Here is a 13,770-nt window from a genome sequence, read left to right on the forward strand (position 1 = left end):
GTTGCGGGCGGCCTGTTTCTGCTGCGTGCTTCCCCTGGGGGCTCTGCCCCCAGACCCCCGGCAATCTGAAATGGGGGGTAGCGCTGCCTGCGGGTTGATGGCACGCCTGTTGCGTAGAGCGGCTGCCTGTTTCGTATGAGGGTTGCGTTGGCGGTGGGGTCCCATCACGAGCCGCACCAAGAGCGGGCCACAGTCAGGTAGGGGTGTCAACTCGACGAAAAGCGTGTCGAGTTGACACCCCTACCTGACTGCAGCAAGAGCTATGGCGCGACTCGTGACGGGACCCCACCGCCGGTTCCTCTTGGTAAGGACGGCTCGCCTTCGGCATCGCAGCTGTCAGGCTCCTAGCACGCGGTCCAGGTAGGCGTTGCTGAACGTCCTGCCTGGGTCCACCTCGTCCCGTACCCGCAGGAAGTCGTCGAAGTGCGGGTACAGGGGGCGGAGCTCTGTTGCCGTGAGGTCGTGCATCTTGCCCCAGTGGGGGCGGCCGCCCACTGACGCCGCGATGCTTGCGTACGCGTCGAAGAAAGTCTTGTACTGCATGCCCAGTGCCTGGTGCATTGAGATGTATGCGGTGTCGCGGCCGTTTGCTGTGGAGAGCCAGATGTCGTCGGCCTGGGCCACTCGTACTTCGCACGGGACGATCAGGTGGTCGCGTTCGCCCAGCTTCGTTGCTACTGCTCGGAGTTCGCGGATCACGTCGAGGAGCGTTTCTCGGGGGATGGAGAACTCCGTCTCCACGAAGCGGACTCGGCGTGGGGTCACGAAGACGTTGTGCGAGTAGTCCGAATAGGACCGTTCTGAGATCAGGGAGCCGCAGAGTTCGTTGAGGCGCTTGGTGTAGCGGGGGAAGGTCTTCGCCACCTTGGTGACCACGCCGAACGCTGCGTTCTCCATCACCTCGTACTCCCAGGTCTGGCGGAGTTTCGAGAGCGGGCGGGCGTCGTCGGTGATTCTGTTGTTGCGCTTGAGGATCACGCGGTCCGAGTGCGTGAACCAGTGGAACTCGACGTGGTCTTCCACTGCGCAGAGGTCGTCGAACTGTTCCAGCACGGTGTCGAGGCGGCCTGGGGATTCGGACGCTTGCAGGACGAACGACGGGACGCAGCGGAGGGTGAGGGTGCTGATGATGCCTAGTGCGCCTAGGCCCACCCTTGCTGCGTTGAAGAGGTCTGGGCGTTCTGTTCGGGAGCAGGTGACGGTGGAGCCGTCGGCGAGGACGAGTTCCAGTGACTCGATCGCTGTGGCGAGCACTCCCAGTTTGGCGCCTGTGCCGTGGGTCGAGGTGGAGACCGCGCCGGCCACTGTCTGGGCGTCGATGTCGCCCAGGTTCGGCATTGCGAGGCCGAGGCGGTGGAGGTCTGCGTTGAACTGCCACAGGGGAGTGCCCGAGCGGACCGTCACGAGGCCGGTTTCGGTGTCCGCTCGTACGATTCCCGTCCAGCGGTCCAGGTCTAGCGCCGTTTCTGGCGCTACCGCGATGTCGTTGAACGAGTGGCCGCTGCCTCGGGCGCGGACTCGGCCTGCGGAGAGTACGGCCGCGGCGATCTCGTCCGTGCTGGACGGGTGGACCACTCGCACCGGGGTGCAGGATGCGGTTTTAGCCCAGTTCGTCCACACGCGAACCTCCACGAGAGAGTGTGACCTGCGAGTAACGTAAGTGAAAGCTCTTCACGTTTCAAGGGTTGAGCACGTACCGTCAGAGCATGCGCAGAACTCGACTCGACGCCGCGACGAAGGATTTGGATCCTCCGTTCGCGATCGTCGACCTGGACGCCTTCGACCACAACGCGGCGGACCTCGCCCGTCGCGCTGCCGGTCATCCGATCCGGGTCGCGAGCAAGTCGATCCGCGTGCGCGAGCTGGTGAGCCGGGCTCTTGAACGGCCCGGTTACGCCGGTGTCATGTGCTACTCGCTGGCCGAGGCGTTGTGGTTGTCGGAGCAGAACGTCAGCGAGGACCTGCTGGTCGCCTATCCCACCGCGGATCGTGCCAGTCTGCAGAAGCTCGCTGCCAACGAGACCGCGCGACAGCGTGTCACGATCATGGTCGACTCGTTGGAGCACCTCGACTTCGTCGACGCCGCGATCGGGCCGCACGCCGACATCCGGGTCTGCCTGGAGCTCGACGTGTCGTGGCGGCCGTTGCCCGGTGTCCACATCGGTCCGCGCCGTTCGGCGATCCACACGCCGCAGCAGGCGAAAGCGCTTGCGGGCAGGATCGTGCAGCGCGCCGGGTTCAAGCTCGTCGGTGTCATGGCGTACGAGGGGCAGATCGCCGGGCTGGGGGACAACCCGCCCGGTCAGCCGTTCCGCGCGCTCGGGATCCGGTTCATCCAGTCGAAGTCCGGGCCCGAGCTGATCCAGCGGCGGACGGCTGTGGTCAGCGCGGTGCGGCAGGTCGCCGACCTGGAGTTCGTCAACGGTGGTGGTACCGGCAGCCTGGAGCTGACCGGGTCGGACCCGTCGGTCACCGAGCTCGCGGCGGGCAGCGGGCTCTTCGGGCCGACGCTGTTCGACGCCTACCAGGCGTTCAAGCCGGAGCCGGCCGCGCTGTTCGCGCTCTCGGTCGTGCGCAAGCCGACGAAGCGGGTCGCCACGCTGTTCGCCGGCGGTTACATCGCGTCCGGTACGCCCACGCCCGACCGCCAGCCGTCGCCGTACCTGCCGGAAGGGCTGAAGACGCTCGGGCTGGAAGGCGCGGGCGAGGTGCAGACGCCGGTCACCGGCAAGGCGGCGGAACAGCTCGCGATCGGCGACCGGGTCTGGATGCGGCACGCCAAGGCGGGAGAGCTGTTCGAGCGGTTCGACGAGGTGCACCTGGTGCACGGTGACACCATCGAGCGCACCGTGCCCACGTACCGCGGTGAGCGCAGGAACTTCGGTTAGTCGGGCAGGCGCGACGACAGGTAGCCCCTGACCAGCGCCTTCGCCTCGACCAGGATCGCCTGGTCGCCGTTCGGGTTGTTGCGGAACGCCATCTTCAGCACGGCGTCGGCGGCCTCGACGGCGATCGCGATCGGCAGGCCGACCTCGCCGAACGGGATGCTGAACTTGCCGGAGATCAGCTCCGAGATCTTGTCGGAGATGACGGCGTTGTTGTCACGGCGGTCGTCGAGCAGGCGCATGTCCACGACGTCGCCGAAGTGCAGCTTCCCGAACGCGGGGATCTCGCGGTGCATCGTCACGTACACGTCGAACACCGTGTCCACGGCGTCCCACCAGTGCTCAAGCGTCGCCTGCTCAAGCCTTTCGGTGATGCCCTGGGAGAACTTGTCGACGTTGCGCAGCGTCAGCGCCTGCACGACGGCTCTCTTGTCGGGGAAGAACTGGTAGAGCGAGCCGACCGCGACGCCCGCTCTCTCCGCGATCAGCGTTGTGGTGACGCCGTCGTAGCCGACCTCGTCGATGAGAGTCGCGCAGGCCTCCAGCATGCGCTCGACTCTCTTGGCGCTGCGCTGCTGGACGGGCTGGCGGCGAAGCGGGGTGGTGCTCGTCACGGCGACTCCCAGTAGTTCGGGGACTTCCATCTTGCCCGTTGTACGGCTCTTTCACTTCCCTGAACCTGTCAACACGCCTACGATCCGAACAAGTTTCACATTTGGAGGATCGATGAGCGACTTCCTGTGGGGAGTGTCGACGTCCGCGTTCCAGATCGAGGGCGCGTTCGACGCCGGCGGTCGAGGTCCCTCCGTGTGGGACGAGTTCACTCCGGTACACGAGAACCAGAACGCTTCCGTTGCGTGCGACCACTACCACCGGTGGCGCGAGGACGTTGCGCTCATGACGCAGCTCGGCGTGAACGCGTACCGGTTCTCGATCGCGTGGCCGCGCATCCAGCCGTCCGGCAAGGGACCTGTCAACGCCGAGGGCCTCGACTTCTACGACCGCCTGGTCGACGCGCTCGTCGATATCGATATCGCCCCCGTGGTGACGTTGTACCACTGGGACACGCCCTTGGCACTGGAAGCTGAGGGAGGGTGGCTGAACCGCGACATCGCCGACAGGTTCGCCGACTACACGGCGCTGGTCGCGGACCGCCTGGCCGACCGCGTGAAGCTGTGGATCCCGGTCAACGAACCCGCGATGGTGACGTTGCAGGGCTATGCGATCGGTGAGCACGCCCCTGGCAAGACGTTGCTCTTCGACGCGTTGCCCACCGCCCACCACCTGAACCTGGCGCACGGCCGTGCGGTCGAAGTGCTCCGTGCGCACAACGCGCAAGCGGTTGGCACGGCGAACAACCACACTCCCGCGTGGCCGGTTGGGCCGGAAGACGTAGCAGCCGCCGAGGCGTACAGCGAAATCCACAACTGGATCTACGCGGACCCCATGTTGTCGGGCCGATATCCCGACGCAGTCGCCGATCTTCTGCCTATCGCCGATGGTGACCTGGCCACGATCCACCAGCCGCTCGACTTCTACGGCGTCAACTACTACAACCCGACGCGCCTCAGGGCGCCGTCCGAGGGCAACCCGCTGCCGTTCGAACTGGCCGAGATCGACGAGTACGAGCGCACCGGGTTCGGCTGGCCGATCGTGCCGGCAGGGCTGACCGAGATGATCAACGCGCTGCGCGAGCGCCACCCGTCCCTGCCGCCGGTCCACGTCACTGAGAGCGGCTGCAGCTTTCCGGAAGGCCTCCAGGACGCCGAACGGATCTCCTACCTCGACGGACACCTCAAGGCGGCCCAGGCGGCGGACGTATCCGGGTACTTCGTGTGGTCGCTGCTCGACAACTTCGAGTGGGAGGCCGGATATTCGCAGCGGTTCGGCCTGGTCGAGGTCGACTACGAGACGCAGGTCCGCACGCCGCGCGACTCGTTCCACTGGTACAGAAAGGTGATCAGTGGTGAGTGAGGCCCTCGCTGAGCCGGTGGTGCGGGTTCGCCGCGGCTGGATGACCTGGCTGTTCCTCGCGAACCTCGGGTTGTGGCTCGCGATCTACGCGCCGATCCAGGTGCTGTTGCCCCAGCAGGCCGAACTGCTCGACAAGGCGAACAAGGAACTGGTGTTCGGCATCGTCACCGGCTTCGGCGGCCTGGTCTCGCTGCTCGTCGTACCGCTGATCGGGTTCCTGTCCGACCGCACGACCTCGCGGTTCGGCCGCCGGCACCCGTGGACGCTCGGCGGTGCGGTCATCGGCGCCGTCGGTCTCGCCGTCCTGGCCACCGCGCCGAGCGTCGTCGTCATGACCGTCGGCTGGTGTCTGGTGCAGGCGGGGATCGGCGGCATGCTGGCCGCGCTCACGTCCGCGGTGCCGGACCGCGTGCCCGTCGAGCAACGGGCGCAGGTCGGCGGGCTCATCGGCATCAGCCAGATGCTCGGCACGGTGCTGGGCGCGGTCGTGGTGACGTTGCTGGTCAGCGGCCTGACCAACGGCTACCTGGCGTGTGCGGTCATCGTCGTGGTGGGGGCACTCTTCTTCGTGTGGCGAACGCCGGACACGCAGCTCATCGCGAAGCCGGTGAAGCCGACGTTCTGGATCTCACCGCGTGAGCACCCCGACTTCGCCTGGGCGTGGCTCGGCCACCTCATGATCAACCTCGGCAACGCGTTCGGGACGCTCTACCTCCTCTACTTCCTCGGCGACGTCGTCCACCACCCGTCTCCGGAGGACGGCCTCCTGGTGCTGATGGCGCTCTACGGGGTCGCGCTCGCCGCAGGAGCGGTGCTGTTCGGCGCACGGAGTGATCGTTCCGGCCGCCGCAAGCCCTACGTGTACCTCGCGTCGACCGTCATGGCCGTCGCGGCGCTGTTGCTCGTCGTCTGGCCCACCTGGACCAGCGCGCTGGTCGCCGCACCCCTGCTCGGCGTCGGCTTCGGCACGTACTGGGCGGTCGCGATCGCGCTGCTGACCCAGGTGCTGCCGGCCGCGTCCGACCGGGCCAAGGACCTGGGCGTGCTCAACGTGGCCAACGCGTTACCGCAGGTCATCGCCCCCTTGCTGACGGCGTTGATCCTGGCGAACCTGGGTGGCTACCGCGGTCTGTTCGCGGTGTCGGCGTTGGCGACGACGCTGGCGGCGGTGTTGATGAGTCGAGTGCGATCGGTGGTCTGATGCGGGTCGAGGGCAAGAAGGTTCTGGTCACGGGCGCGTCCCAGGGCATCGGCGCGGAGGCGGCCTTCCGGTTCGCCGCTCACGGCGCACACGTCCACCTTGTGGCCAGGAGCGCCGAACTGCTCGATCAACAGGTCAAGCGGATCACGGAGTTCGGCGGCTCGGCGACCGCTCACCAGGCCGACCTGGCGGACGCCGCGCGGATCCGCGCACTCGCCGAGGAGGTCCCGGCACCCGACGTGCTGGTCAACAACGCGGGTGTCGGGCGCTGGCTGTTCCTCGACGACACCGAGCCGGAAGAGCTGGTCACGATGACCGCGGTGCCGTACATGGCCGCGTTGTTGCTGACCAGGGAGTACCTGGGCGCCATGCGCGCTCGCGGGTCCGGCTGGATCGTCAACGTGAACTCGCCGGTCTCGCGCGTGCCGATCCCCGGCTGCGTGGGTTACCAGTCGGCGCGGTGGGCGTTGCGCGGACTGACCGCCTCCCTGCGCCTTGACCTGCGAGGGACCGGGATCGGCGTGAGCGAGGTCGTGCCGGGCAAGGTGAGCAGCGAGTACTTCGTCAACAACCCCGGTGCGGAGGAACGGATCCCCGGCGCCGCCCGGCTGATGATCCCGTCGGTGACGCCGGAGCGGGTCGCGAGGTCGATCGTCGACGCCGTGGAGAAGGAACGCGCCGAGCACCTGTTCCCGTGGCAGCTCAAGGCGTTCGAGATCTCCGGCCGGCTGTTCCCAGGGCTGACGAGCTACCTGGCGTGGAGGACCGGTACCCACCGCTGAGCATGGAAACGGCCCCCTACCTGCGCGGGAGGTGCAGGCAAGGGGCCGATGTGGTGACCGCGGGCCGACGGCGGTCGGGGAGGGTGGGTGCACGCCACCGGCCCGCGGGAATCCGTGGAGTTGTAAAGCTGACCGGGGCTCGCGATGTCGCGGTCGGGGGTTCGCACATCGCGAGCCACCGGTCAGTAGGCGGTTTGCAGACCTGGTCGTGTCGGGGGGACGCCAGGTCAGTCGCAAACGCCCGTTAGTGGGCTCGAGCCACCGCGCGGCGGGACCTGGTGACAGGAGGGGTCACCGGGGCCTCGCGCAGGTGGCGAGCCGGGCGCGGGGCGAGTCCGCCCGCAACCAGGTGTTCGTACGCGGCGCGCCACACCGAGCAAGGTGACTTCTGCTGGCGCCAACGGCCGGAGCACTCAGGGCAGTTGCCCTTCTCGTCCGGCTCGTGCGCTGCCAGCAGAGCACGCCATCCCTCGGTCAGCCGAGGGAGCTCGGATCGAGCCACCGACAGGAGGGACGGGGCGTCAGCGCGGCTCGCCAGCTCTGTGAGCAGGTCGAGGCGTTCCCACACAGCGTTGCGAAGAACCTGTCCGAGGATCGCGTCCATCGAAACGTCACCGTCACCTTTCCGCCTGGTCGGCGGCTTCGCGTAGCGCAGCCCTGAGCTGTACGAGCTGGTCGTGGGACAAGACTGCCGTCTCCCCGGGAGGTCCCACCAGAACCACTTGGCCCTGAACGACCTTCACGGTGAGCTGGCGGTCCCGGTCGACCACGTCGCCGCAGCTGATCTGCCACGTCCGACGCTGCCCGGTCGTGCCGCGCCATGTGGAGTCGGTGTCACCCGTCTCCACAATGGAGGTGGAGTACGAGGAGGAGCTGTCCATCTGATTGGTCATTCCTCTCCGTGCTCACTCGCTTACCGGAGTCCAGATTGCGATGATTCATGCCGGAACGGGACGTCACAGCGCCCACCGGTAAGGGTCTTACGGTGAGCGGTAAGCGGTTATCGGTAGGGCCGATCAGCTCCGCCGAAGAGGACTTCTCGGGCTCGGGGACCTGCCCCTAGTCTGCCGATGACGCCCAACGGACTGTGAGGGTGCGCGATGAACACCATTAGTTCCCAGGGCTCTCCGATCCCCACCGAGGTGTGGGACCACCAGGAGATGCGGGACGCACTTGCCCGACGAGAGATCAGCTCGGTCTACCGGCTGCTCCGAAGGCACGGCGTGTCCCAGCGCCAGATCGCGGCGCTCACTGGGCAGTCGCAGTCCGAGGTCTCGGAGATCCTCAAGGGACGCCAGGTGATGGCATATGACGTCCTGACCAGGATCGCCGTCGGCCTGGGTGTCCCACGTGGATACATGGGTCTCGCCTATGACGAGACAACGGCAGTACGGGTGGCCGCAGCCGCGGACTCACCCCATCCTGAGGAGGAAGAGTCGGTGAAGCGTCGGAAGTTCCTCGCGCACGCCGCCGCCGTGACAGTCGGCGCGGCCGTGTTCGGAGCGGACTCCGGGTCGTGGGTTTCACACCCCACACAGACTCCGGCTCCGGGACGCATCGGCATGACCGATGTGCGCCAGGTCGAAGCGGCGACTCGTGCGTTGCGGGCCCTCGACTACCAGTACGGCGGCGGTTCCTGCCGCGACGCGGTGGTCGCCCAGCTGTCCTGGGGCCAGCAGATGCTCGGCGCCAGCTCCACGGACATCGTCCGCCAGCGGCTCTTCGTGGCACTGGCCGACCTGCACAACCTCGCCGGTTGGACGTCGTTCGACACCGGTTTGATGGACTCCGCCCGCAACCACTTCGGGCAGGCTCTCGACCTCGCCAAGCAGGGCGACAACGAGGCCCTGATGGCGAACATCCTGTACCGCATGGGCCGCGTCTACCTGCACCAGAACGCCCCTGACGACGCGCTGAAGGTGTTCCAGCTGGGTCAGCTGGCCGCGCAGAACTCCGGTTCCGAACTGGCCGTCGGCATCCTCTGCGCGAACGAGGCCTGGGCCTACGCGAAGATGGGCTCCGACGAGCAGGCGCTCAAGCTGCTCGGACGCGCCCGTGACGAGTTCTCCCGCTCGAACGTCGCCGAAGCGCCGGCCTGGGCGCGGTTCTTCAACGAGATCGACCTCTCGTCCATGATCGGCACGGTGCACACGGAGCTGGCCCAGTCGGTGGATCCCAAGTACGCGCGGACCGCGATCCCGTACCTCTCCAAGGCGATCAACAGCTTCGGCGACGACATGGCGCGCAGCAAGTCGTTCAACCTCACCTCGATGTCGATCAACCACCTGATCCAGGGCGACATCGACCACGGCGCCAAGGTCGGTGGCCAGGCCGTCGACCTGTCCGAGGGACTGAAGTCGGTGCGCACGAAGCAGCGCATGGAGCCGTTGCAGAAGGAAGCCGAGAAGCGCCGCAACAACCCCGAGGCACGCGAGCTCGCGGACCGCGTCGCACGCTTCACCGGAGCCGACAGCGCCGCCTGATCCGGAACTCGTTTGGGTCCTATAGCACCCCTTTTGGATGGCGTGGGACACGAAGCGGTAACGCCAGGACCTCCCCACACGAATGCAGCATCGACGGGCGTGCAATCCACGCCTAAGGTGCGGCAGGTCGGGGCGGAGGACGAGGTGCGCGTGAGCCTTACTCGGAGGTGGCGTTCCAAGCGAGCGCTGCGGTCCGCGCAGTTGCTCGACGAGGTGGTGGACACCCAGCTGCCGCTGCTCGCGGGCTTCGACGAGGAGCGCCGGCGGAGGTCCGCCGACTACCTCGCCGAGCTGGTGGAGCTGGCCCAGGACTACCGCTGCTACGCCAACGGCTGGATCGACAGCCGCGAGCTGGACCGCCGCGGTCAGCGGACGATGAACCGGCTGGCCCGGATGCGCGAGGAATCTTCGGCCCGACTGATCACCGATTAGTCCGTTCGTGGGCAGCTCGTCGCGCCGATCGGACCACTCGCCGAGTCCGGTCGAAGTCGTGGATGTTTCACGTTGAACATTCGTCCCGCTCTCACCAGGGCACGGTCCCGGCGTCGTCGAACAGGCCGCCGGTCGGACCGTCGTCGGGCAGCGTGGCCAGCCTGATCGCGACCTTCGCCCCTTCCGCGGGCGTGCTCGTCCCCTGGAAACCGTTGAGGTCGGTCGCGACGTAACCGGGGCAGGCGGCGTTGACCTTGATGCCCGTGAGCTCCTTGGCGTACTGCACCGTGAGAGCGTTGAGGAACGTCTTCGACGGTGTGTAGGTGCCGTTGACCTCGCCGAACTCCACCTCCGGCGTGGTCTGCAGGGTCAGCGACGCGAGGTGGCTCGACTGGTTCACGATCCGCGGCCGTGCGGAACGGGCCAGCAGCGGCAGCATCGCGTTGGTGACCCGGACGACGCCGATCACGTTGGTCTCCAGCACCTCCCGCAGGCTCTGCGGTGTGGCGGCGGACGGCGCCGCGGGCCACGCACCGGCGATCGCCGCGTTGTTGACCAGCACGTCCAGACGGCCGAATCGTTCCTCGAACAGCGCTGCCGCCGCTAGAACGCTCTCGTCGTCGGTCACGTCCAACGTCACGGCGAACGCGTCGACACCGTTCGCCCGCAGCTTCGCCGCTGCCTCCTCGCCGCGCCGGGCATCCCTCGCACCGACTCCCACCGTCATCCCGAGACCGGCCGCGATCTCGTAGCCGATGCCCTTGTTCGCGCCGGTGACCAGCGCAATCGTCTGTTCGCTCATGCATTTGATCGTGGTCGGAGGCGTCGCGGGAACCAACACCACTCAGGTCTGGCACCGATACCCGGCTGATATGGATACGGTGGTCGGGTGGAGACCCGAGAGCTCCGGTACTTCGTCGCCGTGGCGGAAGAACTGCACTTCGGCCGCGCCGCCGACCGTCTCGGCATCGCCCAGCCGCCGTTGTCGAGAACGATCGCCCAGCTCGAACACCGGCTGGGCGTCGCGTTGCTGACCCGCACCAGCCGCAAGGTCTCGCTCACGGACGCGGGCGCGGTGCTCCTGGCCGAGGGCAGGGCGATCCTCGGGGCGGTCGCCGCGGCGGAGAGGCGGACGCGGACCGTCGACCGGCCGTCGCTGGTGCTGGCCGCCAAGGCGGGTGGCTCCAGCGAACTGCTCGCGAAGCTGCTCGACGCCTACGCCGCCGAACCCGGTGCGGTCGCCGTCGACCTGCTGCTGTGCGAGGCCCACACCTCGCAACCGCTGCTCGACGGCAGGGCGGACGTGGCGCTCCTGCACGAGCCGTTCGACTCGACCGCTGGCCTCGACGTCGAGCCCCTGCACACCGAGAGCCAGTTCGCGATCGTCGCGAGCTCGCACCCGCTGGCCGGCGCCGAGCGGCTGCGGATGGCCGATGTCGCCGACCTGCCGGAGCTCGTGCGCTGGCCGGAGCCCGACGGCAGTTACCTGCCCGGTCCCGGTGTGGAGGTGCACAACCTGACGCAGCTGTTCCAGCTGATCGCGCTGGGCCGCGCCGTCGCGGTCATGCCGGAGGTCGTCCGCCCCGGGCTGGGCGAAGGACTGGCCGCGGTGCCGGTCGTGGACGCGCCGAAGGTGACGACGGTGATCGCGTGGCCACCGCACAGCAGGTCGCGCGCCGTCGCCGACCTGGTCAGGGTCGCGACGGGCTTCAGCTGACCGGCGCGCGGCTGAGGATCACGGCCAACCCGAACGCGACGCCCATGATCGTCACTTCGAGGACCGCCCACTGCACGATCGCGGTGACCTTGTGCTGGGCGATCTTGGGCAGCAGCCGCCAGCGGACGTGCGCGCCGAGCACCGCGATGAGGGCCGCGCACACGAGCTTGCCCAGGAACAGCAACCCGTAGCCGGTCGTGAACAGCGACCGCGGGAACGGCACGACCGGGTTGAGGACGAGCTCCAGCAACCCGTTGAACAGGCCCGTCACCGCGACGACGATCAGGCTGACGGTCGCGATCTTCGAGAACTTCGGCAGCGCGACCGCCAGCAGTCCCTTGCGGTGGGCGACCAGCGCGATCAACGCGCCGAGGCCGCCGGTCCACGCCGCGGCGCCCAGCACGTGCAGCTCCATGGAGACCATCGAGTAGTCGTGGTACTTCCAGTTGGAGGCGTGCCCGGTCACGGGGATCGGCAGCAGACCGAACATCGAGACGAGGATGCGCAGCTCAGCGGGTACGGACTCACCGCTGCGGACGGCCATCACGCCGACGATCAGGTAGACGAACGCGCAGGCCGCGCTGAACAGCAGGCCCTTCCCGGCGCCCACCGTCGAGACGTAGTCGACGGCGTTGCCGATGCTGACGTCGCTGCCCGGCCGCAGCTCAGCGGCCTGCAGCACGATCGCCAGCAGTGCGGAGACCACCCAGACGGCGGCCGCGACCACCGCGGCCGGCCGGGCGATCCGCATGACGGGTTCGGTGTGGGTGGGCCGGTCGAAGCCGAGCAGCTTCGGCAGGATCGACAGCCCGACGACGACGGTCGCCGAGATGTCGAGCAGCACCCGCGTGACCGGAAGGCCGTACCGGACCGCCGCCCCGGCGTCGACGACCCCGGTGACCACCACGGGTGGTGCCAGCACGAGGCCGAGCGCGACCCCCGCGAGCGCGCCGAGGCCGAGCCCGGCGAGCACGCGGTAGTGGGTCGGGGCGGTGGTCCGGACTTCGCTCATGCCTTCGCGTTCCCGCCGCGCAGCGCGAAGAACACGCCACCGCCGAGGAGCACCACGGCACCGACGATCCACACCCAGATCGGCAGCCCGCCGCCCGAGCCCGAGTCGCCGGACGAGGCGTCGGCGTTCGCCGGAGCGGTGGGCGTGCCCGCGCCGTCCTTGGTGAGCGTGAAGGTCAGCTCACCGGAGACGGGGTGGCCGTCCGCGGACAGGATGCGGTAGCCGATCTTGTACTCGCCGGCCTTGCCGAGGGCGTTGACCTTGGCGGACACCGCCGTGTCCTTGATCGTCGGATCGCCCGCGACCTCGTAGTGGCCGCCGTTCGAGTCGACGACCGTGATCTCGTTGATGCCCTGCCCGCCCTGCACGTCCTGGTCGAACGTCAGGGTGATGGACGACGGACCGACCTCCAGCGAGGACTTGTCCTTCGGGTCGCTGCCGATGAGTGCGTTGTGCGCCGCCGCGGGGGCGGCCGTGGCGAGCACGGCCGCACCGGCGAACAGGAACGCGATCAGGGCGCGCTTCACGCCTTGCGCCTCGAACGCAGGATGGCACCGACGCCGAAGCCGAGGCCGAGCGCGCCGACGGCCAGACCGGCGCCACCGAGGTAGCGGGCGGTGTTGTCGGCACCGGCGGCGGACGCCTCGTGGGTGTCACCGCTGGTGGCGGCCGTGTTGGACGCGCCGTGGCCGTGGTCGTCGGCACCGGCGGCCTTCGGGGCGAGCTTCAGCGCGGGGGCCGGGTGCTCCGGCTCCTTGCCGTCGGCGCCGGGCGCCTGCGACCAGTCGACGACCTCGCCGTTCTCGTAGGTCTGCTTGGTCGGGAGCAGCAGGGTGTCCTTGCCCTCCGGCAGCGTGCCGAGGGCGACGTAGAACTCCTGGTACTCGTTGACGCCGATCTTGGTGCCGGCCTCCGCGGTCCAGGTGATCGAGGTGAACGCCTCGGTGATCTCCTTGCCGGCGACCGTCACGGACTTGTCGAGCTTGCCCTTGACGACCTCGGCCTTCCAACCGGTCAGCGGCTTGGTGCGCACCGACGTGAGCGGGGTGTCCTGCGGCAGCGTCACCTCGATCTTGGTGGTGCCTGCGTTGTCCCGCTCGTTCGGGACGCGGAACGCGAAGGTGGCGCGGCCGCCCTGGGTGAACTCCGCGGGCTGGGCGCTGACGTGCGCCGATGCGATGGTCGGGGTGCCGAGCACCGCGATACCGGCAACGGCGAGGACGGCGAGCGTGCGCACGCCGAATCGATTCGTCGACATGAAGTTGTGGCTCCTGATTGCCAAAG

At 68.2% G+C, this 13,770-nt stretch carries 15 protein-coding genes; 7 read left to right on the plus strand and 8 right to left on the minus strand.

The genetic code is table 11. The annotated features are described in order from the left end of the window. Window positions 1–336: 336 nt before the first annotated feature. Complete coding sequence (locus ACFWN2_RS29715; RefSeq protein WP_382432935.1) at window positions 337–1,620, minus strand: D-arabinono-1,4-lactone oxidase; 1,284 nt, start codon at window positions 1,618–1,620, stop codon at window positions 337–339. A gap of 86 nt (window positions 1,621–1,706) precedes the next feature. Here ACFWN2_RS29715 and ACFWN2_RS29720 point away from each other — a divergent pair, with 86 nt between their 5' ends. Beyond that, complete coding sequence (locus tag ACFWN2_RS29720; RefSeq protein ID WP_382432937.1) at window positions 1,707–2,888, plus strand: amino acid deaminase/aldolase; 1,182 nt, start codon at window positions 1,707–1,709, stop codon at window positions 2,886–2,888. Here ACFWN2_RS29720 and ACFWN2_RS29725 read toward each other — a convergent pair. Then, entirely contained in the window at window positions 2,885–3,529 is a 645-nt protein-coding gene (locus tag ACFWN2_RS29725) for a TetR family transcriptional regulator (RefSeq protein WP_382432939.1), read from the minus strand. The genes ACFWN2_RS29720 and ACFWN2_RS29725 overlap by 4 nt on opposite strands. A gap of 82 nt (window positions 3,530–3,611) precedes the next feature. Here ACFWN2_RS29725 and ACFWN2_RS29730 point away from each other — a divergent pair, with 82 nt between their 5' ends. The 3 genes from ACFWN2_RS29730 to ACFWN2_RS29740 are packed head-to-tail and all read left to right on the plus strand — an operon-like array spanning window position 3,612 to window position 6,842. Next, a complete protein-coding gene (locus ACFWN2_RS29730; RefSeq protein WP_382432941.1) occupies window positions 3,612–4,859 on the plus strand; it encodes a GH1 family beta-glucosidase in 1,248 nt (415 codons plus the stop codon). A 40-nt stretch (window positions 4,860–4,899) separates the two neighbouring features. Further along, entirely contained in the window at window positions 4,900–6,060 is a 1,161-nt protein-coding gene (locus tag ACFWN2_RS29735) for an MFS transporter (RefSeq protein ID WP_382433308.1), read from the plus strand. Beyond that, complete coding sequence (locus ACFWN2_RS29740; protein ID WP_382432943.1) at window positions 6,060–6,842, plus strand: SDR family NAD(P)-dependent oxidoreductase; 783 nt, start codon at window positions 6,060–6,062, stop codon at window positions 6,840–6,842. Before ACFWN2_RS29735 ends, ACFWN2_RS29740 begins: the two co-directional genes overlap by 1 nt. Window positions 6,843–7,086: 244 nt before the next feature. On the opposite strand, the gene ACFWN2_RS29745 is transcribed toward ACFWN2_RS29740, so the two are convergent. Together ACFWN2_RS29745 and ACFWN2_RS29750 are read right to left on the minus strand one after the other, a co-directional pair. Then, window positions 7,087–7,446, minus strand: a complete 360-nt coding sequence (locus tag ACFWN2_RS29745) for a hypothetical protein (RefSeq protein WP_030480258.1) — start codon at window positions 7,444–7,446, stop codon at window positions 7,087–7,089. A gap of 13 nt (window positions 7,447–7,459) precedes the next feature. Further along, a complete protein-coding gene (locus tag ACFWN2_RS29750) occupies window positions 7,460–7,735 on the minus strand; it encodes a hypothetical protein (RefSeq protein WP_229905106.1) in 276 nt (91 codons plus the stop codon). A gap of 207 nt (window positions 7,736–7,942) precedes the next feature. Here ACFWN2_RS29750 and ACFWN2_RS29755 point away from each other — a divergent pair, with 207 nt between their 5' ends. Together ACFWN2_RS29755 and ACFWN2_RS29760 are read left to right on the plus strand one after the other, a co-directional pair. Beyond that, on the plus strand, window positions 7,943–9,325 hold the full coding sequence (locus ACFWN2_RS29755) for a helix-turn-helix domain-containing protein (protein WP_382432946.1): 1,383 nt from the start codon (window positions 7,943–7,945) through the stop codon (window positions 9,323–9,325). Window positions 9,326–9,424: 99 nt separating this feature from the next. Beyond that, complete coding sequence (locus ACFWN2_RS29760; protein ID WP_382432948.1) at window positions 9,425–9,757, plus strand: hypothetical protein; 333 nt, start codon at window positions 9,425–9,427, stop codon at window positions 9,755–9,757. Between the two features lie 91 nt (window positions 9,758–9,848). On the opposite strand, the gene ACFWN2_RS29765 is transcribed toward ACFWN2_RS29760, so the two are convergent. After that, a complete protein-coding gene (locus tag ACFWN2_RS29765) occupies window positions 9,849–10,559 on the minus strand; it encodes an SDR family oxidoreductase (protein ID WP_382432950.1) in 711 nt (236 codons plus the stop codon). Between the two features lie 87 nt (window positions 10,560–10,646). Between ACFWN2_RS29765 and ACFWN2_RS29770 the strand changes: the two genes are divergently transcribed. Next, on the plus strand, window positions 10,647–11,474 hold the full coding sequence (locus ACFWN2_RS29770) for a LysR family transcriptional regulator (RefSeq protein ID WP_382432952.1): 828 nt from the start codon (window positions 10,647–10,649) through the stop codon (window positions 11,472–11,474). Here the strand turns inward: ACFWN2_RS29770 and ACFWN2_RS29775 are convergent. The 3 genes from ACFWN2_RS29775 to ACFWN2_RS29785 are packed head-to-tail and all read right to left on the minus strand — an operon-like array spanning window position 11,467 to window position 13,744. Next, window positions 11,467–12,486 carry a copper resistance D family protein gene (locus tag ACFWN2_RS29775; RefSeq protein ID WP_382432954.1) on the minus strand — a complete coding sequence of 340 codons (1,020 nt, stop codon included), beginning with the start codon at window positions 12,484–12,486 and terminating at the stop codon, window positions 11,467–11,469. The two genes, ACFWN2_RS29770 and ACFWN2_RS29775, sit on opposite strands and share 8 nt — an antisense overlap. Next, the gene (locus ACFWN2_RS29780) at window positions 12,483–13,013 is read right to left on the minus strand and encodes a copper resistance CopC family protein (protein ID WP_382432956.1); all 531 of its coding nucleotides are present in this window, start codon (window positions 13,011–13,013) and stop codon (window positions 12,483–12,485) included. The genes ACFWN2_RS29775 and ACFWN2_RS29780 overlap by 4 nt, the downstream gene beginning before the upstream one ends. Further along, window positions 13,010–13,744, minus strand: coding sequence for a YcnI family protein (locus ACFWN2_RS29785; protein WP_382432958.1), 735 nt, complete (start codon window positions 13,742–13,744; stop codon window positions 13,010–13,012). Before ACFWN2_RS29785 ends, ACFWN2_RS29780 begins: the two co-directional genes overlap by 4 nt. Between the last annotated feature and the right edge of the window lie 26 nt (window positions 13,745–13,770).

The sequence above is a fragment of the Lentzea sp. NPDC058436 genome (genome assembly GCF_042721515.1).
GTDB lineage: Bacteria > Actinomycetota > Actinomycetes > Mycobacteriales > Pseudonocardiaceae > Lentzea.

Coding starts and splice junctions, on each gene's coding strand:
- ACFWN2_RS29720 (WP_382432937.1), top strand. CDS start 1,707: ATGCGCAGAACTCGACTCGACGCCGCGACGAAGGATTTGGATCCTCCG.
- ACFWN2_RS29785 (WP_382432958.1), bottom strand. CDS start 13,744: ATGTCGACGAATCGATTCGGCGTGCGCACGCTCGCCGTCCTCGCCGTT.
- ACFWN2_RS29730 (WP_382432941.1), top strand. CDS start 3,612: ATGAGCGACTTCCTGTGGGGAGTGTCGACGTCCGCGTTCCAGATCGAG.
- ACFWN2_RS29740 (WP_382432943.1), top strand. CDS start 6,060: ATGCGGGTCGAGGGCAAGAAGGTTCTGGTCACGGGCGCGTCCCAGGGC.
- ACFWN2_RS29765 (WP_382432950.1), bottom strand. CDS start 10,559: ATGAGCGAACAGACGATTGCGCTGGTCACCGGCGCGAACAAGGGCATC.
- ACFWN2_RS29750 (WP_229905106.1), bottom strand. CDS start 7,735: ATGACCAATCAGATGGACAGCTCCTCCTCGTACTCCACCTCCATTGTG.
- ACFWN2_RS29735 (WP_382433308.1), top strand. CDS start 4,900: ATGACCTGGCTGTTCCTCGCGAACCTCGGGTTGTGGCTCGCGATCTAC.
- ACFWN2_RS29745 (WP_030480258.1), bottom strand. CDS start 7,446: ATGGACGCGATCCTCGGACAGGTTCTTCGCAACGCTGTGTGGGAACGC.
- ACFWN2_RS29725 (WP_382432939.1), bottom strand. CDS start 3,529: ATGGAAGTCCCCGAACTACTGGGAGTCGCCGTGACGAGCACCACCCCG.
- ACFWN2_RS29775 (WP_382432954.1), bottom strand. CDS start 12,486: ATGAGCGAAGTCCGGACCACCGCCCCGACCCACTACCGCGTGCTCGCC.
- ACFWN2_RS29755 (WP_382432946.1), top strand. CDS start 7,943: ATGAACACCATTAGTTCCCAGGGCTCTCCGATCCCCACCGAGGTGTGG.